Consider the following 23,396-nt stretch of genomic DNA (forward strand, 5'->3'; position numbering starts at 1 on the left):
TCCGATCTCGCGATCAAACCATTGATCTGTCTCGTATTTCAGTGACAGTAACGAAAGCCGCCCTTTCTCTCGATCACATCGAGATGGAAGTGGGTTTCGTGGGCAGCATCGCTCTCGGGATCGAGCACGGTGGTGAAATAGAGGCAGCCTGCGGCGCTGACGGTGCGCTGGAATGCCCCTGTCAGCGTCGAATCCTCGCGGCGCGAGCGGACGGCAACATCCTCGCCCTTCTTGAAGCTGAAGCTTGCGATATCGATGGCATTGCCGCGGGCATGTTCGGAGATCTTGCCGGTGTCAGCGCCGTTGCGCAGGCGGCAAATGTAGGCGGAGGCCTGATTGATGGTGGTGATATCGCCGCTTTCCGGCAAGGCGACCGAGGCTGTGGGAATGACGCTTCCCTTCATCCATCGTGCGAGCGCCAGTGCCGTCGGGCAGCGTAGTGTGGCTTCAGGCTTCAGCGTGATGCCGGGCAACGCTTGGGAGACGATGATCGGCTTGTCGATGCCGCAGCCGTTGCCGTCGTCGATGCGGGGTGTCTCTCGGAAGACGACGCCGAGGCTCTGCAGTTCTTTCGTGCATTCGGCATGGTCCGCGTCGCTTTCCGGTTCGATGGTCAGATGCTGCTCTTCGAGCGTCTGTTCAGTCGGGGGCTTCGGTGCCTGGTCTTCCGGTGCGGGGGAGGGCGGACCAAATTTTTCGCCGGCTGGCGCGGCCGGGGTCTCGCTCGGTTTGGGCTGCGGTGTCGGAACCTCGGAGGCGGCCGGCGGTGTTTCGGGGTTTTGCGCAGGCGCAGGTTCGGGCTGAGGCTTGGGAACCTGCTCTTCTTCCTGTTTCTTTTCTGGCTGAGGGGCCGCAGGCGCTTCGATTGCTGCTTCTGGCTTTGCCTGAGGCACCGGGCCGGTTCGCGGCAGTCCTGCGCCGGGGAGCAGGGCGAGTGCGGCCAGAATGACCGCCATCTTCCGAAATTCTCTCACACGTCGTTTCCCGTTGATCGAGCGGAGGGGAAACGCAAGAACGGCGAATTCGTTGCAATTGCGCAACGTTTCCTGAGATCCTTAAAACTTGACGTTATTATTCAACATAAATCGGCGGAATATATTGACAATAACACTCATGTTTTTTATGCGGCAAAAAGAAGGCGGAAATCTCCGCAGTCGTCCGCAAGCCTAGCCAGCCCCTCGAGCGTCTGAAACGCCACGACAGCCAGCCCGGTAATTTTCATTTGAGGGTAGGTTATGATCGTCCGGCATTGGCGCTCGGTTCTAATGGTCTGCACAGCAGCCGCACTTGTTCTTCCCGTTTCACAGTCTTTCGCTCAGAGCGCTCCGGCGACCACGCCGGCCACGAATGCCGAAGGCGCAACCGTCCTTCAGAAAATCGTCGTCAAGGGAAACCGTGCCGCCCCCGGCAGTGTTGCCGACACGCCGCTTGCGACCCAGATCGACAAGAAGGAGCTGGAACAGAAGCAGGTCACAAATTACGACGATATCGGCCGCAGCGTCGATGCAACCGTGAATTATTCGCGCGCCGATGCCGGTTTCAATCTGCGTGGCCTCTCCGGCCCGCGTATCCTGACGACGATCGATGGCATCCCGATCCCCTATGTTTCCAACAGTTCGCGTCAGGGCGCCTTTGCGACCAGCAACGCCAATGGCGGCGGCGATACTTTCGATTTCGACTCGCTCTCCTCTCTCGACATCGTGCGTGGAGCGGATTCGAGCAAGGGCGGTTCGGGCATGCTCGGCGGTGCCTTCGTTCTCAATACGCTCGAGCCGGAAGACCTGATCCCGGAAGATCGCGACTGGGGTGCGATCGTCAAGTCGACCTATGACAGCGAAGACCGCAGCATTGCCGGCTCCGCTGCTGCCGCCAAAAGGGTCGGCAACACGTCGATCCTTTTCCAGGGTGCCTATCGCAAGGGCCATGAGCGTGACAGCAAGGGCGACATCGACGTCTACGGCAAGCAGAGGACCGAGCCGGATCCGGCCGATTTCGACCAGCACAACCTGCTGTTCAAGGTGCGTCAGGATCTCGAAGGCGGCCATCGCATCGGTTTGACGGCTGAACGCTTCCGGCGCGACCTGAAGACCGATCTGCGGGACCTGCAGGGCACGCCTCCGATCCGCAGCTATCTCGTCGGTAACTATGACGGTCGGGAACTGCGCGACCGTGACCGTGTTTCACTGGATTATGATTACGAGGCGCAGTCTTCCGATGCATTCTTCAGCACTGCCAGAGCCACCCTCTACTGGCAGGATCTGAAAAAGGAATCCGGCAGCCAGGGCCGGACCGCAGCCAATGTCGTTTCTGGCCGCAATAACAGCATCGAAAACGAAACCTGGGGCTTTAGCGGTACGGCGACGAAGGGCTTTGAATATTCCGGCCTCAGCCACTCCGTTCGTGTCGGCCTCGACGTCGGGGTATCGAAATGGACGCAGTACAGTTCGGCGCTTTGCCCGACGCCGACAACCTGCCCGGCACTCAACAACCAGTCTGAAGTGCCCGATGTCGACAGCACGAACCTCGGCGTGACATTCGAAGACAAGATCGAGATCGGCAATAGCGGCTTCGCGCTAACGCCCGGCTTCCGCTTCGATTGGTTCAACTACCGGCCGTCGACGGGTGGCGGTTTCGAGAGCAACCCGGCGCTTCCCCGCTTCGGTGCGGTTTATGATCGTACGGAAGCCGGCATGTCGCCGAAGTTGCTCGCGACCTACGATCTGACGCCTGATGTTCAGCTCTATGCCCAGCTTGCCGTCGGCTTCCGTGCCCCGACCGTCGATGAACTCTACAGCCGCTTCTACAACGCGACGCAGGGTTATGCCCAGCTTGGCAATCCAAACCTGGATCCGGAAATCGGCCGCGGCATTGAGATCGGCGCTAACTTCGATACTGGCGGTCTGCAGGGTCGCGTAGCGGCATTCCATACCCGGTATCAGAACTTCATCGAAACCGTGACGACAAGAGATCCCACCACCGGCTTCATGACGTTCGCCTACACGAACGTATCCTCGGCTTCCATCTCCGGTCTCGAAGCGAATGTGATCAAGACGTTCGACAACGGTATCAATCTTCACACCTCGCTTGCCTATACCTATGGCCGGAACGACGATACGCAGGAGCGGCTGCGCTCAGTCGCGCCGTTTAAGGCCATTGTCGGCGGCGGCTGGAGCAATGACGAATACGGTTTCGACCTCTCCTCCACGCTCTCGTCGCAGATGACCGGCAACGACAATGCTCTGACGTCGTTCGATGCGCCCGGCTACGGCATCGTCGATCTGACCGCATGGTGGACACCAGAACAAGTCAAGGGTCTGCGTATCCAGGGCGGGATCTACAACATCTTCGATCAGGAGTATTACAACGCGCTCGCTGTTCGCGAGGTCAATCTGAGTGCAACCGCTTCGCAGCCGAAGGAATGGTATTCGGAGCCGGGCCGTACCTTCAAGATCTCCGTTACCAAGACCTTCTGATTGACAATTGCCTGTTCAAGGCTGGGGTAGGGGCGGCTTTCGGGCCGCCCTTTTTCGTGGGCCAATGGCCTCTTGCGCTTGGCTTCATCTCAGGCTAACAATTTCGCCCATGAAGAAGTCTGTGAACATTGCAGTTTGGTGGTGGGCTCGCTGAGGCGGCCTCGACCAATCGTGTCCAAAGACGACGAACGAGCCGCCCGAAACTTCGAGGCGGCTTTTTTGTTTCAAGGCCGCCTTTCGTCCGGGCCCGATAACGGAGTGGAACTATGGTAACGATCCTGCGGGATGATGGTGCGGAAATCTACGAGACCAAGGGCGGTATTACCGTCACCCGGCAGAGGCGGGCCATTCCCTATGCCGATGCTGTTTCGTCCTATGTCGACAAGCTTGATGAGCGGCGCGGCGCCGTCTTCTCGTCGAACTACGAATATCCGGGCCGCTATACGCGTTGGGATACGGCTGTCGTCGATCCGCCGCTCGGCGTTTCCTCCTTCGGCCGCAATGTCTGGATCGAAGCCTATAACGAGCGCGGCGAAGTCATCCTTGATTTCATCGTCGAGCGGCTGAAGACGGTCAGCGAACTTGAACTCGGCTCATCGACCGCGCGCCGGCTCGACCTGACGGTCAAGTTGCCCGACCGTGTCTTCACCGAAGAAGAGCGCTCGAAGATGCCGACGGTCTTTACCGTCCTTCGCGCCATCACCGATCTTTTCCATTCGCAGGCGGATGCCAGCATCGGTTTCTATGGCGCCTTCGGCTACGATCTCGCTTTCCAGTTCGATGCGATCAATCTGAAGCTGGAGCGTCCTTCCGACCAGCGCGATATGGTGCTCTACCTGCCGGACGAAATTCTCGTCGTCGACAACTACGCCGCCAAGGCGTGGGTCGATCGCTACGACTTCGCCAAGGACGGCAAGACGACGGAAGGCAAGGCGGGCGATATCGCTGCCGAGCCGTTTATCCGCACGGATACCATTCCGCCGAAGAGCGATCACCGCCCGGGCGAATATGCCGAGCTCGTCGTCAAGGCGAAGGAGAGCTTCCGCAAGGGCGATCTTTTCGAAGTGGTGCCCGGCCAGAAGTTCATGGAGCGCTGCGAAAGCAAACCTTCGGACATTTCCAAGCGATTGAAGGCGATCAATCCGTCGCCCTATTCCTTCTTCATCAATCTCGGAAACCAGGAATATCTGGTCGGCGCCTCGCCGGAAATGTTTGTGCGTGTTTCCGGTCGCCGCATCGAGACCTGCCCGATCTCCGGCACGATCAAGCGTGGCGACGATCCGATTGCCGACAGCGAGCAGATCCTGAAGCTCCTGAATTCCAAGAAGGACGAATCCGAACTCACCATGTGCTCGGATGTCGATCGCAACGACAAGAGCCGCGTCTGCGAGCCGGGGTCGGTCAAGGTCATCGGCCGCCGGCAGATCGAAATGTATTCGCGTCTCATCCACACGGTCGACCATATCGAAGGTCGCCTGCGGGATGACATGGATGCCTTCGACGGCTTCCTCAGCCATGCATGGGCTGTCACCGTCACAGGCGCGCCGAAGCTCTGGGCCATGCGTTTCATCGAATCCCATGAGAAGAGCCCGCGCGCGTGGTATGGTGGGGCAATCGGCATGGTCGGCTTCAATGGCGACATGAATACCGGCCTGACGCTGCGCACCGTGCGCATCAAGGATGGCATTGCCGAGGTGCGCGCCGGCGCGACATTGCTGAACGACTCCATTCCCGAGGAAGAAGAAGCCGAAACCGAACTGAAGGCCTCTGCCATGCTTTCCGCAATCCGCGATGCCAAAACGGGCAATTCCGGCAAGACCCAGCGCGATGTCGCCTCCGTCGGCAAGGGCGTCAACATTCTGCTGATCGACCATGAAGACAGTTTCGTGCACACGCTGGCAAACTACTTCCGCCAGACGGGCGCCACGGTTTCGACCGTCCGTACGCCGGTGCCCGAGGAAGTTTTCGATCGGCTGAACCCGGATCTCGTCGTGCTCTCGCCTGGTCCCGGCAATCCTAAGGATTTCGACTGCAAGGCGACGATCAAGAAGGCGCGCGCGCGCAATCTGCCGATCTTCGGTGTTTGCCTCGGTCTGCAGGCGCTGGCGGAAGCCTACGGCGGCGAGCTTCGTCATCTGGCGCTGCCGATGCATGGCAAACCGTCGCGCATCCGCGTACTGGAGCCGGGTATCGTGTTCTCCGGCCTTGCCAAGGAAGTGACGGTCGGTCGTTATCACTCGATCTTTGCCGACCCTTCGACGCTGCCGCGGGAGTTCATTATTACCGCAGAGAGCGAGGATGGCACCATCATGGGTATCGAGCATGCCAAGGAGCCGATCGCAGCGGTACAGTTCCATCCGGAATCGATCATGACGCTCGGCGGCGATGCCGGCATGCGGATGATCGAGAATGTGGTGGCGCACCTTGCCCGCCGGGCCAAGACCAAGGCGGCCTAATGCCAAAGGCATAAGCAATAAAAAACCCGCCGGAATGGCGGGTTTTTTATGTGTGTTGGTTTGTTCGTCTATACGCGCCGCATGAGCCGGGCGACGATGGATACGACGAACAGCACCAGGAAGATGAAGAACAGGACCTGGGCGATCGAAGCGGATGCGCCGGCAATGCCGCCAAATCCAAGGACGCCTGCAATCAGGGCTACGACGAGAAATACCAGAGCATAGTACAGCATCGCGATCTCCTTTGTCGGTTGCTGGCAATATAACGGAAGCGTGAGCCGTTCGTTCCATTGTCGCTGCGACAATTGAATTGTGTGCTGATTTAAATCTGCTCAGCCGAATTGCAGATCGGTATTGAAGGAGCGGTCGCCATCGCGCGGCATGGGCGGTTCTGCTGCTGCCAGATAGGATCTCGCCGGGCCGGTCAGCACGAACCAGAGGCTGGCGCCGATCATGAAATAGGCGGCCGTCGGATCATCCGAGCGTGAGACGAAGGGAAGGCCGATGGCGGTGAAGAGGATGGCGAGCCGCACGGCCCATTCCCCCTCGCGTTTCATGAAAGCCCTGGTTCTCAGCTTCTTGTAGGCGGCGACGTTATAGCTGTCTGTCTTGCGACTGGATGTGAAGAGCATCCAGACCGAGGGGAGGGTCAGCATCACGAGACCGCCGTAACACAGAAGCAGGGCCGGTCCGGAGAGGAAGTGTCCGGCGGCAAAGAACAGAAAGCCTGTCACGGCAATGTTCCAGAGCGGCTCCAGCCGTTCCGGCGAAAGGCCGGTTCGGATATGCCAGGCCCGCAAGGAACTGGCCGCACCGTCGAGCAACGGTTGGTCGATGTAACGATTGATCCAATGCATGTCTGCGCGGTCCCCAATTGACTGCAGGGCCGTCAACACCATGCAATTGGGACGCTATCATGGCGCAAATGGGCAAAAGCGTGAGCCTGCGGCGTTTTGGTCAGCTTATGCGTTGCGCTTGACGACGCGCAGGTTCATTTCCGACCGCAGCTTGAAGCCGAGTGCCTTGTAGAGCGTTATGGCTGAAGTGTTGGTGTAATAGGCATGAAGGAAGACGGTGTCCCCCCTGGCGGAAATTTCGCCGGCGACGAAGCGGAAGAGCAGGGTGCCGAGGCCTTGCCCCTGAAAATCAGGATGGGTGCAAAGGCCGCTGAGCTCGCCAAATCGGGGATGTCGCAGGCGCTGCCCGGCCATGGCGACAAGCCGGCCGTCGATCTTGACGCCCCAGAAGGTGCCAAGTTTTTGAGCACCAAGTGTGAAGGGCCCGGGTTTGGTCAGCATGGCGAGTGCCAGCATCTCATCCGCATCGTCGGGGGTCAGCGGCTGCAGCCGGCTGTCGGAAATACGCTCGTAAGGCCGCTCGGCGATCATCTGTACCAGCTTTCCCTCGGAGACGACCGTCAGTCCCTGCGGGATGGTGACGGGTCCGGCTTCGACAATCGCCATGACCTCATCAGCGGCGGGGAGGTTTTCGAGTGCTTCGAGGCTTTCGCGGCTATCATCGGCGGTCGCTGCGAAGGGGACGATCGAGGGCGGGTAGCGCATCGCGTATTCGCCGCCTTCGGCAAGCTCGGCATGCGCTGTTTGCAGCGCGTTCCAGATCGGTCGGTCGAGAATATGGCTCATGGTGTCTTCTCCTGTACGGCGCTACAGCATCGGCCCGAAAATCGGGACCGATTTTCGGAAGGCCTGATGTGTAGATTCAAAAAATTAGAGCGTCCTTTGTGCGTCCGAATGGACGCACGGCGATCTAACGCGGCGGATCAGCGGTGATTCGGCGAGCCCGTCCTCCATCGCGGCAAGCTGCTCGAGCAGCGGGCCGTCAAGATCCCGGCAGAGATCGGCAACGGCGGCTGCGATGAGCGGCCAGACCTGTTGCTTCGAATAGTCAACGAGTTCCTGTCCTTTTGGTGTCAGCGAAACGACTCTGCGCCGCTGATCTTCGGCAGATGGTTGCATATCAAGGAATCCCAGCCCCATCAGCTGGGAAGCGGTGCGCGTTGCGCCGGGCTGGGTGATGCCCACTGCCTGTGCCAATTCCCCGATGGTCAGCGGGCCGAGCCTGTCGATGGCGCCGAGGAAGGGATATTGCGCGGCCTGGATCGAGACGCCCAGTTCCTCGATCACCTGTTGCGTGTCGGCCTGCAGACGTTCGCCGATCCGGCGGAAGCGGCTGCCGAGGCAAAGGTAGCCCAGCGATTTCACGACATCTTCGACCAAGGCATGTTCTCTATTCTTGTTGCATAACAAATTATATAACTGCTTATGTATTTATCGTCAATTGCACAAGCGGATTGGGGCCGTTCACATGGAGATGACCTCGCCTTTGTCCTGTCAAAACCTTTGACATTTTGGGCCTGATTGCCCATATCACCCGCATTGGCCGCCTGCGCGATTCCCGCGCGGGCGGTTTTGCGTTTCAATGGCTTAAATGCTGCAATTCATTCGCATCCGCAGGGGGATGATATGAACGAAGAAGGCAATCTCACGGTTCGGAAACTGGCGTTCTGGGGCATTCCCCTGTCGCTCGGCGTTCTAGGGCTCAAGATGGTCGCCTGGTGGGTGACGGGCTCCGTGGCGCTGCTCTCGGACGGGCTGGAATCCTTCGTCAATGTCGTGGCGGCCTTCATCGCCTTTTTCGTCATCCGCTACGCGCAGAAGCCCGCCGACCACGACCATCCCTTCGGCCACCATAAGGCGGAATATCTTTCCGCCGTCACCGAAGGGGTGATGATCGTCGTCGCCGCGCTGCTGATCGTGCAGGAGGCCGTGAACCATCTCGCAGATCCGCGCATGCTCGAGGCACCGGTGCTCGGTCTTTCGATCAACTTCGCGGCCGGTGTCATCAATGCCGTCTGGGCACGGCTTTTGATCCGCACGGGGCGCAAGCATCGCTCTGCAGCACTGACGGCGGACGGGCAGCACATCATGTCGGATGTGGTCACTTCCGTCGGCGTTCTCGTCGGCCTGCTTCTGGCGCTTGCAACCGGCTATGCGATCTTCGATCCCATTCTCGCGATTCTCGTTGCGCTCAACATCCTCTATCAGGGCTGGAAGGTGATCTCGCAGTCGATCGGTGGGCTGATGGATCAGGCGGTCGAACCGCAGGAGGAAGAGGCGATCAAGCAGGCGATTGCCACCCATGCGACAGGCTCGATCGGCGTGCATGACCTGAAGACGCGGCGCGCCGGGTCGGTGACCTTCGTCGATTTCCATCTCGTCGTGCCCGCCAAGATGACTGTGCGGGAAGCGCATGATATTTGCGATCGCCTTGAAGATGCCATTCGGGCCGCGCATTCGGGCTCGACAATTGCCATTCACGTGGAGCCGGAGGGCGAAAAGGCCCATGGCATCCGCGTCAAAGTGATCAAGGAGGCGTAATGCCCAATACAGACGTTTCCAGCCTTTCGATGCTGGGCCAGCAGACGGAAACCGCCAGGAGTCCCGAAGAGGCGGTTCTGGAAAAAGTGCCGTCCAATCATGCCGGAACCGACTATGTCGTGCGCTTCACCGCGCCGGAATTCACGTCGCTCTGCCCAATGACCGGACAGCCGGATTTTGCCCATATCGTCATCGATTACATTCCGAACGAATTCCTGGTGGAATCGAAGTCGCTGAAGCTTTTCCTGCATTCCTTCCGCAATCACGGCGCCTTTCACGAGGATTGCTCGATCTATATCGCCAAGCGGATCGTCGAGCTTCTCGATCCGAAATGGTTGCGCATCGGCGCGTACTGGTATCCGCGCGGCGGCATTCCGATCGACGTCTTCTGGCAGACAGGCAAGCCGCCGGAAAGGGTATGGCTGCCGGATCAGGGCGTTGCGACCTATCGCGGGCGTGGGTGAGCCGTGGTCTGGCGCAGCCCGAGGAATCGATGCACTGCTTTGTTCTTCGCAATTCCGGACGAAATACCGCTTGGCACTTTTTCTGGAATTGCTCTGAATCGATTGCAACGGCGAACGCCCTGAGCTTAAGGCGAAGGGCCGGGAAACGGTGCGGCAATTGAAACCAACTGCCGCTCTTTCCTTACAGCTAAATCCTAGACATCCGTCGTGTCGTCGCCGGAGTCATCTGTAAAATCGTCGTTGTCCTCGTAATCGGCCTGCTGGATATTGTCGTTATTGTCGGCTTGGTTGTCGTCAGCCTTATTGTTGTCGCCGTAGTAATTGTTGATAACGGTTTCCTCGGTGGGCGCGCTCGCATTGCCGAAGGGATTGGCGCCGCCGAAAGGTGAACCCAAGCCGAGTGACGACATGTGGTTGCCGAAAATGCCACTGAGCGAATTGGCAAGCAGCATGCCGCCGGCAACGCCGGCTGCCGTGCCGAGGGCGCCGCGCAAGAAACTGCCGCCGGCGGACGGTGCATAGGCCTGCTGGCCCCAGGGGCCTGACGGTTGCTGCGGCACCTGGCGGGTGTTGTCGTAGCCGCGTGGCTGCTCGTAACTGTCTCTCGGAGCGCCACCCCATGGGCCGGGAGCCGGCGCCGGTTGTTGCGTCTGCGTGTTGCCGAAGATGGAGCTCAGAAAGCCGCCTTGTTCGGCCCGGCGGTGATCGGTTTCGCCCGCTTCGAACTGCCGGACACGCTCTTCAAGCTCCTTGATGTGATTGGCGGCAGCTTCCAGGCCCTTTTCCTGCACGATGACGGCCTGCGCCAGATAGTAAGTGGCGGAGGGTTGCGCACGGGTCGCTTCTGATATCAGCGTTTCGGCTTCCGGATCGCGCGGCGTGGCGTCGGCGGTACGCACGCGATCGAAGAGGGCGGTCAGCAATTGGCGTTCTTCCGGTGACATGTCCTGTCTCCTCTAAAGTTCTGCGGCTTTAACATTCGGCGGATGGGCCGCTAAGGCTGAGTTAGGAAGCGATTGGGGCATTTCAAAGCCTTGGCAACTTACATTTCAGTAAGCTCAGGCCTCCTTCAGCCAGATGCGCAGCGGCCCCAGAAGTTCGAAGCCCACGCGCAGCGCTTCGTCCAGCTCGTCGCCGCGTTCGTAGCCGACAAGCGGTTCTCGCGGATAGAGTTCGGCCGCCTGCGCAATCAGCCCGCGGCGGATGGTTTCACCGTGCCGGCCCTCGGCAAACAGGTTCGAATGGCCGACGACGCCGGCGTGGTGATTGAGGATGCCGCCCCCGACCGGTTGGCCGTGTTCGAAGCCGAGCAGAAAAGCGATTTCGGGATCGTGGAGTAGTGGTTCGGTAAAGATCTTCTGCGTTACCGGGCCGTTCGCCTTGCCCCATTCCGCCTCCCATCGCGCAAGGTCAGCAGCGCTTTCCACTCGCTGCCAGGTGATTGGGGACGCCGTTGAGACTGGCATGCGCATGCCGATCCATTCAGCTTCGAACAGCAGCTTGAAGCCAAGCGGCGCAAGATCGAGGGCCGCATAGCTGTCCTTGATCGCCCAGTCCCGTTTCTCGCTATTGATCAGCGTCGCGATCGTCTCTGTTTGTTCGCCGTCGGCCTCCGTCAGCGTTACGGCATCGGGATAGAAGGGCGGCGTGCCTCGACGATGAAACCAGAGTGTGGCCGTAAACTCACCGGGCGAGCCCAGCGCCTTGCAGACGGCATCGCACCAGAATGCATTGTTGCTGATGGCAGCACGCAGAAAGGAGGAGGTCATTTTGCGGTTCTCCCGGTCTTTTCAGAGGATGCGATGATATCGTCCGTTTGTCATAAGAATATCTTCACCGCTTCCTGCTTCCTCTTTTTCCCGCATTGTTTTACGCATTGAGTCGCACTATGTGCGAGGAACCGCATTAGACGTGAGAGAGGTTCGAATGAACGACGAAGAAGAACAGGACGACAAGACGAAGGAACTGCCGCTCGGCAAGGAAACGGAGGCGAACCTTTTCAAGTCGCGTTCGATCTTCATCTATGGGCCGATCACGCAGGAACTGGCGCAGAAGGTTAGCACCCAGCTCGTGGCGCTTTCAGCCGCCAATGACGAAGATATTCGTATCTATGTGAATTCGCCCGGCGGTCACGTCGAATCCGGCGATTCCATCCACGACATGATCAAGTTCATCAAGCCGAAGGTCTGGATGATCGGCACGGGCTGGGTTGCCTCGGCTGGTGCGCTCATCTATGCCGCGGCTCCGAAGGAACGTCGTATCTGCCTGCCGAACACCCGCTTCCTGCTGCACCAGCCGTCCGGCGGCACACGCGGCATGGCTTCGGACATCGAGATCCAGGCACGCGAAATCATCAAGATGAACGAACGCCTCATCAAGATCTTCTCGAAGGCAACCGGCCAGTCGGAAGAAAAGATCGCCAAGGACATCGACCGTGATTACTGGCTCTCGGCTGAAGATGCCGTCGCCTACGGTCTCGTCTCTCGCGTCGTGACCTCGCAGAGCGAAATCTGATCTTTCGCCATCTAGCTTTTTGAATATACGCCCCGTCTGCCAGTCGCAGGCGGGGCGTTTCCATATCTCCCGAGATAGCGCCGTGTAATATGGGGGATTGCCGCCCAAGAGAACATTTCCGGCGGCAATCCGGCTTGCGCGCCTCCCGCTTATGCGGCTCCATGCGCAATCTTCGCAGCCGGAGTCGCGCCATGCTCAAAGATTTTTCCGTCCAGAGCCTGTTCATGGGTCTACTGACGGCTTTCGTCGGGTTTACCAGCTCCTTTGCGGTCGTGTTGCATGGGTTGCAGGCGGTCGGCGCGACGGATGCGCAGGCGGCCTCCGGGCTGATGGCGTTGTCAATCTCGATGGGGCTTTGCGCCATCGTGCTCAGCGCCGTCACGCGTCTGCCGGTCAGCATCGCCTGGTCGACCCCAGGGGCAGCGCTGCTTGCCAGCATCGGCACGATCGACGGCGGCTTCAATGCGGCGGTTGGGGCTTTCATTCTTTGCGGTTTGCTCATCGTCATTGCCGGGCTGTTCAAGCCGCTCGGACGGGCGGTTGCCGCCATTCCGGCGCCGCTTGCCAATGCCATGCTGTCCGGCGTGCTGCTCGGTCTCTGTTTTGCCCCGGTCAAGGCCATTGCCTTCAATCCGCTGCTAGGCCTGCCGATCATTCTGACCTGGATCGTGGTCGGCGCCTTCAAGCGACTGTGGGCGGTGCCGGCAGCGCTGGTGGCCTTCGCGCTGGTGCTGGCGTTCGGCGTCGATATTCCCGAGGGGGCGTTTGCATCACTCGAACAGTCGCTGGTGCCCGCTATCGACATCGTTCACCCGGTCTTCAATCTCGCCGGTTTCGTGTCGATTGCTCTGCCGCTCTTCATTGTGACGATGGCGTCGCAGAATATTCCCGGCATCGCGGTGCTGAAGGTCAATCACTATGATCCGATGCCAGGCCCGCTCTTTGCCGTGACCGGCGTCTTCTCGCTTCTGGCGGCGCCATTCGGCGGGCATGCGGTCAACCTGGCGGCGATCACGGCAGCGATGTGCGCCGGGCAGGATGCGCATGCCGATCCTTCGCGGCGTTATTGGGCAGCGCTGATTTCGGGTGTCGGTTACGTCATTTTCGGCCTGCTTGCCGGGGCGGTGACCGCCTTTGTCGCGCTGGCGCCGCCGATTCTGATTGAGGCCGTTGCCGGTCTTGCACTGGTCGGCGCCTTCTCCGGTTCTGCCATGGCTGCCTTCCAGGCGCCGGAGTCACGTGAGGCGGCGGCTATCACCTTTCTCGTCACGGCTTCCGGCGTTTCCTTCGGTGGTATCTCCGGCGCCTTCTGGGGCCTGATTGCCGGCGGTCTGATGCTTGCGCTGTCCCGGATAGTGCAGGCGCGGAAAAAATAGGCGAGGGGTTGCCGGAGTTTGCGGCGAAGGCTATAAGCGCGGTCATGAAGAGCACGAGCGCACGGATTTCCGAGACGATTGCACGCAGCCGCACGGCATTGCGTGACAATACGCGCGCCCTGACCTCGCTTCTTCTCCTCGGCCTTACGCGCGGTTGCCGGGTCCTTTGAGGAGCGCCCGGCGGCCGAAAGCCCGCCCGGCCATCGCTCCTCGCGACTCACTCTCAAAATTGACCAAACGACCGAGTAAAGGTCCGCATTTGCAGTCGCCAAGCCAGATATGATCGGCTAAGACGCGGGGCAAATGCCGGGACGAGGAGACAAGACAATGGATACGAACACCAGCCGATCCTCCGCAAGCGCTGCTTCCGCCAAGGGCATGCCCGACGCCGCCGTGAAGTACCGGCCTTATCCGCAGGTAAACATTCCCGACCGCACCTGGCCGACCAAGACCATCACCAAGGCGCCGATCTGGTGCTCCGTGGACCTGCGCGACGGCAATCAGGCGCTCGTCGATCCGATGGGCCATGATCGCAAGGCCCGCATGTTTCAGCTGCTGCTGGAAATGGGTTTCAAGGAAATTGAGATCGGTTTCCCCTCTGCCTCGCAGACCGATTTCGATTTTGCCCGCTGGTGCATTGAAGAGGGCAGTGTGCCCGATGATGTCTCGCTGCAGGTGCTGGTGCAGTGCCGGCCTGAGCTGATCACGCGTACCTTCGAAGCGCTGGAAGGCGCCAACCGACCGATCGTGCATTTCTACAATTCGACCAGCGAATTGCAGCGCCGCGTTGTGTTCGCCAAGGATGTGCAGGGCATCAAGCAGATCGCCGTCGATGCCGCCAAGATGATCACAGACATGGCTGCCAAGGCCGGCGGCGGCTACCGTTTCGAATATTCACCCGAGAGCTTCACCGGCACCGAGCTGGACGTGGCGCTGGAAATCTGCAACGCCGTCATCGAGGTCATGAAGCCTACGCCTGACAACAAGCTCATCATCAATCTGCCCTCAACCGTCGAAATGGCGACGCCGAACGTCTATGCCGACCAGATCGAATGGATGTGTCGCAATCTCGATAACAGAGAAAACCTGATCATCTCGCTGCATCCGCATAATGACCGCGGCACCGGGATTGCCGCTGCCGAATTGGCGCTGCTGGCAGGCGCCGATCGCGTTGAAGGCACGCTCTTCGGCAATGGCGAGCGCACCGGCAATGTCGACGTCGTCACCATGGCGCTCAACATGTTCACGCAGGGCGTGGATCCGGAAATCGACTGCTCGAACATCGAACGCATCAAGGAAGTGTTCGAATATTCGAACCAGATGGCGATTGCCGATCGTCACCCTTATGTCGGCGAACTGGTCTACACGGCCTTTTCCGGTTCGCATCAGGATGCGATCAACAAGGGCATGAAGGCGGCGCAGGTTGCCAACCATCCAGTCTGGGAAGTGCCTTACCTGCCGATCGACCCGCGTGACGTCGGCCGCTCCTACGAAGCGATCATCCGCATCAATTCGCAGTCGGGGAAGGGTGGCATCGCCTATATCCTGCAGCAGGATTACGGGCTCAATCTGCCGCGCAATCTGCAGGTCGAATTCCGCGAAGACATCCAGCGCATCACCGATGAAGAGGGCAAGGAGCTTCCTTCGAAGCGCATCCACGACCGCTTCATCGAGCGCTACGTGACCCAGCCGGGTGCTCGTCTCCGGTTCGTCGACCACCACACCTATCCCGATACAGAGCACAAGGGACAGCGGATCGTGGCGGCCGAGATTACCGACAATGGTGAGATCAAGCGTATCGAAGGCCGCGGCAACGGCCCGATTGATGGCTTCATCAATGCGCTGTCGCACTATCTCGGTATCGAGATGTCTGTCGAGGATTATTCGGAGCATTCGCTGCAGCACGGCTCGAATGCCGCCGCCATCTCCTATGTCGAGACGTCCTATCCGGGCGGCAAGCTCTTTGGTGCCGGCATCAACACCAATATCGTGGCGGCATCGCTCGAAGCGATCGTCTCGGCTGCCAACCGCGTGCTCGACGTGAAGGCCGGCAAGGCCTGACCATTCTGATCAGGCCGCGATCGCCTCGGAGTGGCGCGGCCTGACGATGCAATCGGTGAGCTCATCGAGCTCGCCCTGCGCTTGCGCGTGGTTTTGTCCCCATTGGCAGAGGGCGAGAAGGATCGGCTCCAGCCCGAGGCCGAGTTCAGTCGCGGTATATTCCACGCGTGCGGGCACCTCTGCAAAGACTTCTCGGCGTACAAGGCCGTGCTCCTCCATCTCCCGCAACTGCTGGATCAGCACCTTCTGGGTAATCTCGGGCATCATGCGCTTGAGCTCTGAAAGCCGTTTCGGTCCTGAGAAGACATGATAGAGGATGACGGGTTTCCATCGCCCGGAAATAACCTTCAAGGCTCGTTCCACGGGGAGTTTCGGCAGTCTTTTCATGGGCTCGGCCATGGTCACCTCCTGGTGGGTATGGCACTGATATGTGTGTATTTTGAACCGTAAATCGAGTGCTACAGGCAGCCTTACGCCATCAGAATGTGAGGTCTGCCATGAAAGCCGTTCAATACACCCGCTTCGGTCCGCCTGAAGTTCTCGAAACTGTAGAGGTGCCGATCCCGAAACCCAAAGGCGGCGAAGTGCTGGTGCGCGTCCATGCCGCCGGCGTCAATTTCTTCGAAGTTCTGATGCGGGCGGATCGCTATGCCGTGACGCCACCGCTGCCTGTCTTTCCCGGTGTGGAAGTGGCAGGCGTCGTCGAAGAACTTGGGGCGGATGCCGATCCGTCGCTGCTTGGCGCGCGTGTCGCCGTGCCGCTCTTTGCAATCGCTCGTGGCTTCGGCGGTTATGCCGAATATGTGGCTATAGATGTTGGAGCGGCGGTGCGTTTGCCGGACGACCTTTCCTTTGCGGATGCGACGGCATTGATGGTGCAGGGTCTGACGACTCTGCACATGGTGCGTCGTAGTCCGCCGAAGGGAAAGGTGGTGCTCGTCAACGCTGCTGGCGGTGGGGTCGGGTCTCTGTTGCTGCAGCTTGCCAGGCTCGAAGGTGCGAGCATGGTAATTGCTGCAGCCGGCAGTGAGGCGAAGAGGCAGCTTGCACTCTCCCTCGGCGCCGATGTGGCGGTCGATTACACCGCCGAAGAGTGGACCGGTTCGGTCAGGACAGCGACCGGAGGGCAGGGGGCCGATGTCATTTACGAGACGGTCGGCGGCGATATCGCGAGGGCGTCTCTGACTGCTCTTGCTCCCGCCGGAGAAATGCTGTTTGCAGCCATGGGGCGGTTCTCGCTGGAGCTTTCCGAGATCGGCTCCATGCTCGATATGAACCAGTCGCTGAAGGGCTTTTCACTCTTGCCGCGGATTGCGGCGGGCAAATGGAAGGGCGATCTCGCTGCTCTCTTTGATCTTGCCGCATCCGGAGCGCTGAAGATCGTGCACGGCGGTCGGTTTTCGCTTGATGAAGCCGCTGAGGCGCATCGTGCGCTTGAGGAGCGTCGGGTCAGCGGAAAGGTCGTGCTGGTGCCATAACCGTCAAATGGCGGCGGCGATTTCCATGGCGAGCTGGCTGAGCGTGGCTTCGGCAGAGGGGCCTGCCAGCACATAGGACGTGCCGGCATTGTGCCAGGTTACAAGGCCGATCTCGTCGCGGATCGTTTCCTTGAAGTCTTCCGTTTCCGGTGGCTGCGCATCCTTTCGGAAGCAGATCGAGATGATATCGCCATCGGCATTGGAATAGACGAGTTGGCCGACAGGGCGGCTGTCACCAAGGATCACGCGCGCGCCCTGGAAGGTCCAGGATTCTGTGGAAAGATCCGGTACGCGGAACGGCACGCCAATCGCGGTCGTCAGCCAGGAGGAGATTTCCTCTGACTGTGAGGCCGGCACTTCGACAAGGTGACGCGGCTGGCGCACGAGAAGCCGCTGGAAGGCGGTGACGTCACCCAGCCAGTCATTGGTGTTGATCTGGGGGATTGCGGCCGATGTGGTGTCATCCGTATCCGGCGCATTGCCGATGAAATAGCCGATGCCACCGCCGACGACAAAGAGAATAAGGGCTGCGGCAAGCGCCTGGCGGCCATTTGGCGCGAGCTTCAGCTGCGGGCGCGCGTTGCGCTGGGCGATCGGCGTCTTCGGTGGCTGCGTGCTCTTGATCGAGCGAACAAGCGCCAGCGGAACAGGTTCCTTCAGCATGTCGTCCAACTTGCGACGGCCGAAATCGACGCCGTGGCGGAGCTTGTCGTAGATTTTACGGGCGTTTTCATCCGTTGCCAGCCTGCTTTCCAGTTCCAGCTTCTGTTCCGGTGTGGTTTCGCCGTCAAGGAGGGCGGCAAGCTGGGCTTCAAGCGGCTGTTTTTTGAAATCGAGCAAATCAGTCAGTACCTGTGGACGGGCGGATTGTGACCGGACAATGCGGCGAAATGGAGTCGTGCGGTCGCAAGCTGACCGGCAATGCCGCCAATCGCAATGCCCATGATTTCGGCTGCCTGCTGATAGGTATGACCTTCCACGTCGATCAGCACGAAGATGCTGGCCACGCCCTCGGGCATTTCCGCGAGCATGCGGTGCAGGGCGTCGGTATCGACGAACGCTGTACGGTCGCGAATGGCATCGCGGATATCGGTTACATTGCCCCGTGCGACCGGACGCGGCTTGCGCTTGCGGCTGTCATCGGCCCATTGCTGGCGGGCAAGTGTATAGATCCAGCTTTCCAGCCGGCCTTCGCCATTCCACTGATGTCCTTTGGAAATTGCGCGCAGACAGACCGCCTGGACCAGTTCATCGGCCGCAGCCGTCTCTCCCGCGAGCGTGATGGCAAAGCGGCGGAGGCGGGGCAGGAGACCGACGAGATCACGCCGGATATCGGTGGTGGTGGCGGGTTGGCGCATGGTTTTTCCAAGAAGCATTCACATTGGCCGAAACTCATACTAGCTTCAAATATGGGCCAGCTTCGCATGCGGGTCTTACCCGGCGGGTGCGAAGCCATCGTATTCATCCCGGCCATGCAGGCGGCTTTTATGGAACAAGTCGCCTGTATTTCGCAAGCGCGGGGTTCAATTCATCCATTCCATCCCAAGGGATTTCCGCACCATACCCCGCGGAGCTTGCCTCAATATGTCCTGTAGCCGTTCAGGCTCTGCAACAGAGCGCGATAGGCCCAAGTATTTTCGCCGCCGCGATCACGAATCTCGACGAGCTGGACGCGGGCGCCCTGAATGTCTCCCTGCTCGACAAGCGCCATGCCCATATAGGAGCGAGCAAGAATGTAATTCTCATCCTGCTGCAGCGCCTTCTTGTAGTAGGACATGCCGAGCTCCATGCGGCCAGCCTTGCGGTTGGCATAGCCGAGATAGTTCAGGATGCGCGGATCGTTCTGGTTCTTGGCAAGATTGAGCACCGTAATGGCGTTCTCATACTGGCCGGTATAGGCAAACTCGCGGGCGAACTTATAGAGATCGTCATCGTTGAAGCTCTGCTTCTTCGGATCGACGCATTCCTTCTTCTTGGCATCCCAGACCTTGCCCTTGGTGCAGGTCTTGGTCGTTTGGGTCTTCTGCGGCGGGGAGGTGTCATCGTTTCCGCCACCGACCGCGAAAGCGGACGTAGCGAGGCCGAAAGCAAAGACGGAAACAAGCGAAAGTCTGCACAGGCGATGAAGAGAAGCAGTCATCGGGCGTACTCCGTTTTGAAGCGCTGCGGTTGTTGAATTGTACGCCGACGCTTAAAAATACCAAGAGCCCCGACGGCCTTTATTGCCTATGTTGCGACATTGGCGATCGCTCTTCACATGTTGATTCAACAACTGCCGAAATTGATTCCGCAATCGCCTCTAAAGCGCGAAAATATCTGCACTTTCCGGCATCATTCCGTCGCCCGTATCATTTATGCTGAAGCGCTCGCCTTTCACTTCCCAAGCGCCGGGAGAACCGGAAATGGAGAAGAGATTGTAGGCGGCGCGCGGCTTGATGCCGCCCGGTCCTTGCGATGCCGAAGCGATGCCGACGACGGGTACGGGGCCTGTCTGTCCGCGCAGCCAGTGGAGTGTGTTGAGATGGGTATGGCCGTGCAGCACGAGCTCGGCTCCGCCGGTGGAGACAACGGCGGCAAAGCGGCGGATGCCGATCATGCGTTTATAGAAACGGGTCGCGCCGCGGATCGGCGGATGGTGGATCATGACGACACGGAACAGACCGGCCTCGCCGGCAGCACGCAGCATGTTGACCGTATCGCGCGCCTGGCGCGCGCCGAAAAAGCCGGAGGCCGCGAAGGGCGGAGTTGCAACGGCAGTCGAGCAGCCGACGATTGCGACCTTGTCGCGGATGCGAAGATAGGGAAAGATGTGCCGGTTTTCTTCCCATTCCGGTGGCGCAAGGTCGCCGCGCACATAGTCATACCAGGCGCGCATCGACTTCTCATAGGAGCCCGGCACATAGGCATCGTGGTTGCCAGGGACGACCGATGTCGCGGCGGGATCGCCGAGTTCGCGCAGCCAGGCTGCCGCGCTCCGAATCTCGATGCCGCTTGCGAGGTTGACGAGGTCGCCGGTCACCGCCAGATGGTCGGCCTTGTGTGAGCGGATATCGTCCAGAAGCAGATCGAGCGTGCTGCCGAAAAGATGCTTGCGCCGGTTGCGGTGCCAGTTCACAAAGCCCGTAATACGTTTTGAGAAAAGTTCGTGAATGGAAAGGCGGGGCAGGGGTCCGAGATGGACGTCGGAGATATGCGCGAGCTTGAACATGCAACGACACATAGACCAGCTTATTTACAATTCAAACACATCCCCGCGATGAGAGTATGAAAGAACCCATGGCAGACAAACAAACATGGCCCCTTCACATGAAAGTGTTGGTGCGATTGCTGCACGTGTATTTTTCCGTCGCGCGCGGCATGACGATGGGGGTGCGTGCAGCCTGTTTCGACGAGCAGGGGCGCCTCTTTCTCGTTCGTCACGGCTACACCGGCGGATGGCATATGCCAGGTGGCGGGCTGGAACGAAACGAGACGGCAGAAGAGGCGCTCATCAAGGAGTTGCGGGAGGAAGGCAACCTCAAGATCGTGGGCAAGCCACAGCTCTTTCACGTCTATTTCAACACCAATATCACCCGGCGCGACCATGTGGTCTTCTACCGAGCCATCGTGGAACAGACCGCGCCGCGCTTGCCGGATTGGGAAATTGCCGAGAGCGGCTTTTTCGAAATCGACAAGCTGCCGGCGGAGACGACTGAAGCGACGCATAGAAGGCTGGCTGAACTCCGCGGTGAGGCGGAGCCGGCGCATTACTGGTGAGGCTCAGGCAGCGGCTGCGAGCCTGTCCCGGCCGTGCGGCCGATCGAGATCGAGTGCAGGGCCGGCTGGCACGATGCCGGTCGGGTTGATGGTCTTGTGACTGCGGTAATAGTGCTCCTTGATGTGGCGCACGTTCACCGTCTCAGCGACATCGGGAGTCTGATAAAGGTCACGCAGATAGCCCGACAGGTTTTGGTAGTCCTCGATGCGGCGGATGTTGCACTTGAAGTGGCCGACATAAACAGGGTCGAAACGCACGAGCGTCGTGAAGAGCCGCCAGTCGGCTTCGGTCTGGCGATCGCCGAAAAGGTAGCGGCCCTTGCCGAGACGCTCATCGAGCTTATCCAGCGTTTCGAAGAGCTTGACGACATTCTCCTCGTAAGCCGCTTGCGTGGTGGCAAAGCCCGACTTGTAGACGCCGTTGTTGACGGTGTCATAGACCACGTCGTTCAGTGCATCGATATCGGCCCGCAGGTCTTCCGGGTAATAATCTGCCGTCGAGCCCGTCAGATGATTGAAGGCGCTGTTGAACATGCGGATGATTTCAGCCGATTCGTTGTTGACGATCGTGCTCGTCTTGATGTCCCAGAGCACCGGTACGGTGACGCGGCCGGAATAGTGCGGATCGGCCTTCACGTAGATTTCCCAGAGTGCCTTGGAGCCAAAAAGGTGATCGACGGTGGCGCCATTGCCGACTTTGAACTCCCAGCCATTTTCCACCATCAGCGGGTCGACGACCGAAACGGAGATCAGGTCTTCGAGCTTCTTCAGCTTGCGGAAGATCAGTGTGCGATGCGCCCAGGGACAGGCGAGGGAGACATAGAGGTGATAACGGCCGGCCTCGGCTTTAAAGCCGCCTTTGCCGCTGGGACCGGCCTCTCCGTCAGCTGTAATCCAGTTGCGGAACTGCGAGGGCTGACGCTTGAAATGGCCCTTCGTTTCCTTCGTATCGTACCAGACGTCATGCCAGACGCCGTCCACCAGCATGCCCATGTTTTGTACCTCTGAAATTGTTCGTTGCGCATAGATATCGCAGCACACCGCTTTTTGCAGGTCGGTAAAGATTGAACACTGCGTCTCGGTCGCTTAATTTCTGACCGAATTTTTACAATGGACGACGGAAATTTTTCCTGCTATCCGCCTTCCTCACAAATTTCTGGAATCCTGCTTGATGTCTATTCTCAGAGGCCTGCGACGACGCTGATGCTCCCGAACGCCGACGGCGTGTTCGCGAACCCACATCTGCGTCTATACGGTCTCTGTTCCCATGCTCATGTACAAGCACGATCTCGTCTACCTCACTGAGGATGCGTCTCACGACGCGACTATTGAACTCATCAACGAAGAAGCATTCGGCCCCGGCCGGCACACGCGCGCCGCTGCCCGTATTCGCGAGCAGGGACCGCATGACCTGTCGCTCTCCTTCATCTGCGCCGATGACGGCGAGACGATCGCTTCGGTGCGGATGACGCCGGTTCTGGCCGGAACGGTGAAAGGCCATCTCCTGGGACCGCTTGCCGTGCGGCCGTCGCACAAGAGCAAGGGCATTGGCCGCGAACTGGTGCGCATCGCGGTCGAGGCCGCCAAACGCAAGGGTTCGGAAGCCATCATCCTCGTCGGTGATCCGCCGTATTACGGCCCGCTCGGCTTCGAGAAGGTCGCATATGGCGCACTGACTTTTCCCGGTCCCGTCGATCCGGGCCGTGTGCTCGTGGTCCCGATCGCGGAAGATACGCATGCGCGGCTGAAAGGCACGATCGCCTGGCGGCGATAGAGCATTTCCGTTCTTCTTCGGATCACGGAAACACTCTATCTCTTTGTTCTTACGCAATTCCGGACGCAAAACAGCTGCGCACTTTTGCTGGAATTGCTCTCGTCAGAGCCTCTTCTTGAGGAAGGTCCGCGTCCTGCCCTCGGGAAAATCGGGCAGTTCGCCAAAGACTTCATAGCCCTGACGCTTGTATGCGCTGAGCGCATGCGGGTTGAACGTATCGATCCAGGCGCCACGGCAGCCCCGGGCGGCGGCTTCTTCTTCCGCCTTCGCGAGGATCTTGCCTGCCATGCCACTGCCGCGCAGCATGTCGGGAATGTAGAGCATCTGCACGAAGAGCCAGCCCCAGGCGGTGTAGCCCGACAGACCGCCGGAGACCTTGCCATCGGTATCACGGATCAGAACGGCAAGCGCCTGCCGTTTGGACGGGCCAACATCTTCCGTGTTGAAGGCTGTCAGGCCGTCGGTGATGATCGCGAGCTCTTCCGGTGACGGGGAGGCGGTGAGCTCGAATTCCGGCATGTCAGATGCCTTTCCTGGTCAGATTGAAGCATTCTGCCGGGCAACTTTCCGCCAGGATCGGAAGCGATCGGCTTGGACGTACCAGGAGGTATGCCCTTCGCCAATCACCTCCGCCCTGACGAAAATC

General features: G+C 59.6%; 24 protein-coding genes and 1 pseudogene. 11 read left to right on the forward strand and 14 right to left on the reverse strand.

The window, feature by feature from the left end; genetic code table 11:
* Positions 1–38: 38 nt before the first annotated feature.
* A complete protein-coding gene (locus J2X71_RS26770) occupies positions 39–956 on the reverse strand; it encodes an extensin family protein (RefSeq protein WP_310386877.1) in 918 nt (305 codons plus the stop codon).
* 279 nt (positions 957–1,235) lie between these two features.
* Here J2X71_RS26770 and J2X71_RS26775 point away from each other — a divergent pair, with 279 nt between their 5' ends.
* Positions 1,236–3,473 (forward strand): TonB-dependent hemoglobin/transferrin/lactoferrin family receptor, encoded by a 2,238-nt coding sequence (locus J2X71_RS26775; RefSeq protein WP_310386879.1) that lies wholly within the window; start codon positions 1,236–1,238, stop codon positions 3,471–3,473.
* Between the two features lie 266 nt (positions 3,474–3,739).
* Positions 3,740–5,929, forward strand: a complete 2,190-nt coding sequence (locus J2X71_RS26780) for an anthranilate synthase (protein ID WP_310386881.1) — start codon at positions 3,740–3,742, stop codon at positions 5,927–5,929.
* 68 nt (positions 5,930–5,997) lie between these two features.
* On the opposite strand, the gene J2X71_RS26785 is transcribed toward J2X71_RS26780, so the two are convergent.
* The 4 genes from J2X71_RS26785 to J2X71_RS26800 form a co-directional block, all read right to left on the reverse strand.
* The gene (locus J2X71_RS26785) at positions 5,998–6,162 is read right to left on the reverse strand and encodes a DUF1328 domain-containing protein (protein WP_007824505.1); all 165 of its coding nucleotides are present in this window, start codon (positions 6,160–6,162) and stop codon (positions 5,998–6,000) included.
* 99 nt (positions 6,163–6,261) lie between these two features.
* The gene (locus J2X71_RS26790) at positions 6,262–6,786 is read right to left on the reverse strand and encodes a hypothetical protein (RefSeq protein ID WP_310386885.1); all 525 of its coding nucleotides are present in this window, start codon (positions 6,784–6,786) and stop codon (positions 6,262–6,264) included.
* Positions 6,787–6,891: 105 nt separating this feature from the next.
* A complete protein-coding gene (locus J2X71_RS26795; RefSeq protein WP_310386887.1) occupies positions 6,892–7,572 on the reverse strand; it encodes a GNAT family N-acetyltransferase in 681 nt (226 codons plus the stop codon).
* 84 nt (positions 7,573–7,656) lie between these two features.
* A complete protein-coding gene (locus tag J2X71_RS26800) occupies positions 7,657–8,166 on the reverse strand; it encodes a MarR family transcriptional regulator (protein ID WP_310386889.1) in 510 nt (169 codons plus the stop codon).
* Positions 8,167–8,412: 246 nt separating this feature from the next.
* On the opposite strand from J2X71_RS26800, the gene emfA reads away from it, so the two are divergent.
* Positions 8,413–9,327: a CDF family cation efflux transporter EmfA gene (gene emfA / locus J2X71_RS26805; protein ID WP_310386891.1), complete on the forward strand. Its 915-nt coding sequence runs from the start codon at positions 8,413–8,415 to the stop codon at positions 9,325–9,327.
* The gene (gene queF, locus J2X71_RS26810) at positions 9,327–9,791 is read left to right on the forward strand and encodes a preQ(1) synthase (RefSeq protein WP_310386894.1); all 465 of its coding nucleotides are present in this window, start codon (positions 9,327–9,329) and stop codon (positions 9,789–9,791) included. The genes emfA and queF overlap by 1 nt, the downstream gene beginning before the upstream one ends.
* Before the next feature lie 194 nt (positions 9,792–9,985).
* On the opposite strand, the gene J2X71_RS26815 is transcribed toward queF, so the two are convergent.
* The gene (locus tag J2X71_RS26815) at positions 9,986–10,735 is read right to left on the reverse strand and encodes a DUF2076 domain-containing protein (protein ID WP_310386896.1); all 750 of its coding nucleotides are present in this window, start codon (positions 10,733–10,735) and stop codon (positions 9,986–9,988) included.
* Positions 10,736–10,849: 114 nt separating this feature from the next.
* The gene (locus J2X71_RS26820) at positions 10,850–11,560 is read right to left on the reverse strand and encodes a hypothetical protein (RefSeq protein WP_310386898.1); all 711 of its coding nucleotides are present in this window, start codon (positions 11,558–11,560) and stop codon (positions 10,850–10,852) included.
* Positions 11,561–11,717: 157 nt separating this feature from the next.
* Between J2X71_RS26820 and J2X71_RS26825 the strand changes: the two genes are divergently transcribed.
* The 4 genes from J2X71_RS26825 (at position 11,718) to leuA (ending at position 15,742) form a co-directional block, all read left to right on the forward strand.
* Positions 11,718–12,305: an ATP-dependent Clp protease proteolytic subunit gene (locus J2X71_RS26825; protein WP_113321993.1), complete on the forward strand. Its 588-nt coding sequence runs from the start codon at positions 11,718–11,720 to the stop codon at positions 12,303–12,305.
* 161 nt (positions 12,306–12,466) lie between these two features.
* Entirely contained in the window at positions 12,467–13,681 is a 1,215-nt protein-coding gene (locus J2X71_RS26830) for a benzoate/H(+) symporter BenE family transporter (protein ID WP_310386901.1), read from the forward strand.
* A 44-nt stretch (positions 13,682–13,725) separates the two neighbouring features.
* Positions 13,726–13,851, forward strand: coding sequence for a hypothetical protein (locus tag J2X71_RS26835; RefSeq protein WP_280110109.1), 126 nt, complete (start codon positions 13,726–13,728; stop codon positions 13,849–13,851).
* Between the two features lie 157 nt (positions 13,852–14,008).
* Positions 14,009–15,742, forward strand: a complete 1,734-nt coding sequence (gene leuA, locus J2X71_RS26840) for a 2-isopropylmalate synthase (RefSeq protein WP_310386906.1) — start codon at positions 14,009–14,011, stop codon at positions 15,740–15,742.
* A gap of 9 nt (positions 15,743–15,751) precedes the next feature.
* On the opposite strand, the gene J2X71_RS26845 is transcribed toward leuA, so the two are convergent.
* Positions 15,752–16,141: a helix-turn-helix domain-containing protein gene (locus J2X71_RS26845; protein WP_007824484.1), complete on the reverse strand. Its 390-nt coding sequence runs from the start codon at positions 16,139–16,141 to the stop codon at positions 15,752–15,754.
* 98 nt (positions 16,142–16,239) lie between these two features.
* Here J2X71_RS26845 and J2X71_RS26850 point away from each other — a divergent pair, with 98 nt between their 5' ends.
* A complete protein-coding gene (locus tag J2X71_RS26850) occupies positions 16,240–17,220 on the forward strand; it encodes a zinc-binding dehydrogenase (protein ID WP_310386908.1) in 981 nt (326 codons plus the stop codon).
* Between the two features lie 3 nt (positions 17,221–17,223).
* Here the strand turns inward: J2X71_RS26850 and J2X71_RS26855 are convergent, their stop codons facing one another.
* The 4 genes from J2X71_RS26855 to J2X71_RS26870 all read right to left on the reverse strand — a co-directional run bounded on the left by J2X71_RS26855 (position 17,224) and on the right by J2X71_RS26870 (position 20,428).
* Entirely contained in the window at positions 17,224–18,060 is an 837-nt protein-coding gene (locus tag J2X71_RS26855) for an anti-sigma factor (RefSeq protein ID WP_310386910.1), read from the reverse strand.
* A gap of 5 nt (positions 18,061–18,065) precedes the next feature.
* On the reverse strand, positions 18,066–18,578 hold the full coding sequence (locus tag J2X71_RS26860; protein ID WP_310386912.1) for an RNA polymerase sigma factor: 513 nt from the start codon (positions 18,576–18,578) through the stop codon (positions 18,066–18,068).
* A 221-nt stretch (positions 18,579–18,799) separates the two neighbouring features.
* Complete coding sequence (locus J2X71_RS26865) at positions 18,800–19,360, reverse strand: hypothetical protein (RefSeq protein ID WP_310386913.1); 561 nt, start codon at positions 19,358–19,360, stop codon at positions 18,800–18,802.
* A gap of 159 nt (positions 19,361–19,519) precedes the next feature.
* On the reverse strand, positions 19,520–20,428 hold the full coding sequence (locus J2X71_RS26870) for a metallophosphoesterase (protein ID WP_113322000.1): 909 nt from the start codon (positions 20,426–20,428) through the stop codon (positions 19,520–19,522).
* 68 nt (positions 20,429–20,496) lie between these two features.
* Between J2X71_RS26870 and J2X71_RS26875 the strand changes: the two genes are divergently transcribed.
* On the forward strand, positions 20,497–20,976 hold the full coding sequence (locus J2X71_RS26875) for an NUDIX domain-containing protein (RefSeq protein WP_113322001.1): 480 nt from the start codon (positions 20,497–20,499) through the stop codon (positions 20,974–20,976).
* A 3-nt stretch (positions 20,977–20,979) separates the two neighbouring features.
* On the opposite strand, the gene J2X71_RS26880 is transcribed toward J2X71_RS26875, so the two are convergent.
* On the reverse strand, positions 20,980–21,969 hold the full coding sequence (locus J2X71_RS26880; RefSeq protein WP_310386916.1) for a glutathione S-transferase family protein: 990 nt from the start codon (positions 21,967–21,969) through the stop codon (positions 20,980–20,982).
* Positions 21,970–22,179: 210 nt separating this feature from the next.
* Here J2X71_RS26880 and J2X71_RS26885 point away from each other — a divergent pair.
* Positions 22,180–22,750: pseudogene (locus tag J2X71_RS26885) on the forward strand (GNAT family N-acetyltransferase).
* Positions 22,751–22,852: 102 nt separating this feature from the next.
* Here the strand turns inward: J2X71_RS26885 and J2X71_RS26890 are convergent.
* The gene (locus J2X71_RS26890) at positions 22,853–23,269 is read right to left on the reverse strand and encodes a GNAT family N-acetyltransferase (protein WP_310386918.1); all 417 of its coding nucleotides are present in this window, start codon (positions 23,267–23,269) and stop codon (positions 22,853–22,855) included.
* Positions 23,270–23,396: the final 127 nt, after the last annotated feature.

This window comes from Rhizobium sp. 1399, assembly GCF_031455475.1.
In the GTDB taxonomy this organism is placed as follows: Bacteria; Pseudomonadota; Alphaproteobacteria; order Rhizobiales; family Rhizobiaceae; genus Rhizobium.

Bases quoted from the DNA above. Each gene is read 5' to 3' on its own strand.
- J2X71_RS26835 (WP_280110109.1), top strand. From the start codon at position 13,726: ATGAAGAGCACGAGCGCACGGATTTCCGAGACGATTGCACGCAGCCGC.
- J2X71_RS26865 (WP_310386913.1), bottom strand. From the start codon at position 19,360: ATGACTGCTTCTCTTCATCGCCTGTGCAGACTTTCGCTTGTTTCCGTC.
- queF (WP_310386894.1), top strand. From the start codon at position 9,327: ATGCCCAATACAGACGTTTCCAGCCTTTCGATGCTGGGCCAGCAGACG.
- J2X71_RS26790 (WP_310386885.1), bottom strand. From the start codon at position 6,786: ATGCATTGGATCAATCGTTACATCGACCAACCGTTGCTCGACGGTGCG.
- J2X71_RS26825 (WP_113321993.1), top strand. From the start codon at position 11,718: ATGAACGACGAAGAAGAACAGGACGACAAGACGAAGGAACTGCCGCTC.
- J2X71_RS26770 (WP_310386877.1), bottom strand. From the start codon at position 956: ATGGCGGTCATTCTGGCCGCACTCGCCCTGCTCCCCGGCGCAGGACTG.
- J2X71_RS26890 (WP_310386918.1), bottom strand. From the start codon at position 23,269: ATGCCGGAATTCGAGCTCACCGCCTCCCCGTCACCGGAAGAGCTCGCG.
- leuA (WP_310386906.1), top strand. From the start codon at position 14,009: ATGGATACGAACACCAGCCGATCCTCCGCAAGCGCTGCTTCCGCCAAG.
- emfA (WP_310386891.1), top strand. From the start codon at position 8,413: ATGAACGAAGAAGGCAATCTCACGGTTCGGAAACTGGCGTTCTGGGGC.
- J2X71_RS26775 (WP_310386879.1), top strand. From the start codon at position 1,236: ATGATCGTCCGGCATTGGCGCTCGGTTCTAATGGTCTGCACAGCAGCC.
- J2X71_RS26830 (WP_310386901.1), top strand. From the start codon at position 12,467: ATGCGCAATCTTCGCAGCCGGAGTCGCGCCATGCTCAAAGATTTTTCC.
- J2X71_RS26785 (WP_007824505.1), bottom strand. From the start codon at position 6,162: ATGCTGTACTATGCTCTGGTATTTCTCGTCGTAGCCCTGATTGCAGGC.
- J2X71_RS26815 (WP_310386896.1), bottom strand. From the start codon at position 10,735: ATGTCACCGGAAGAACGCCAATTGCTGACCGCCCTCTTCGATCGCGTG.
- J2X71_RS26780 (WP_310386881.1), top strand. From the start codon at position 3,740: ATGGTAACGATCCTGCGGGATGATGGTGCGGAAATCTACGAGACCAAG.
- J2X71_RS26795 (WP_310386887.1), bottom strand. From the start codon at position 7,572: ATGAGCCATATTCTCGACCGACCGATCTGGAACGCGCTGCAAACAGCG.
- J2X71_RS26870 (WP_113322000.1), bottom strand. From the start codon at position 20,428: ATGTTCAAGCTCGCGCATATCTCCGACGTCCATCTCGGACCCCTGCCC.
- J2X71_RS26875 (WP_113322001.1), top strand. From the start codon at position 20,497: ATGGCAGACAAACAAACATGGCCCCTTCACATGAAAGTGTTGGTGCGA.
- J2X71_RS26850 (WP_310386908.1), top strand. From the start codon at position 16,240: ATGAAAGCCGTTCAATACACCCGCTTCGGTCCGCCTGAAGTTCTCGAA.
- J2X71_RS26860 (WP_310386912.1), bottom strand. From the start codon at position 18,578: ATGCGCCAACCCGCCACCACCACCGATATCCGGCGTGATCTCGTCGGT.
- J2X71_RS26880 (WP_310386916.1), bottom strand. From the start codon at position 21,969: ATGGGCATGCTGGTGGACGGCGTCTGGCATGACGTCTGGTACGATACG.
- J2X71_RS26845 (WP_007824484.1), bottom strand. From the start codon at position 16,141: ATGGCCGAGCCCATGAAAAGACTGCCGAAACTCCCCGTGGAACGAGCC.
- J2X71_RS26820 (WP_310386898.1), bottom strand. From the start codon at position 11,560: ATGACCTCCTCCTTTCTGCGTGCTGCCATCAGCAACAATGCATTCTGG.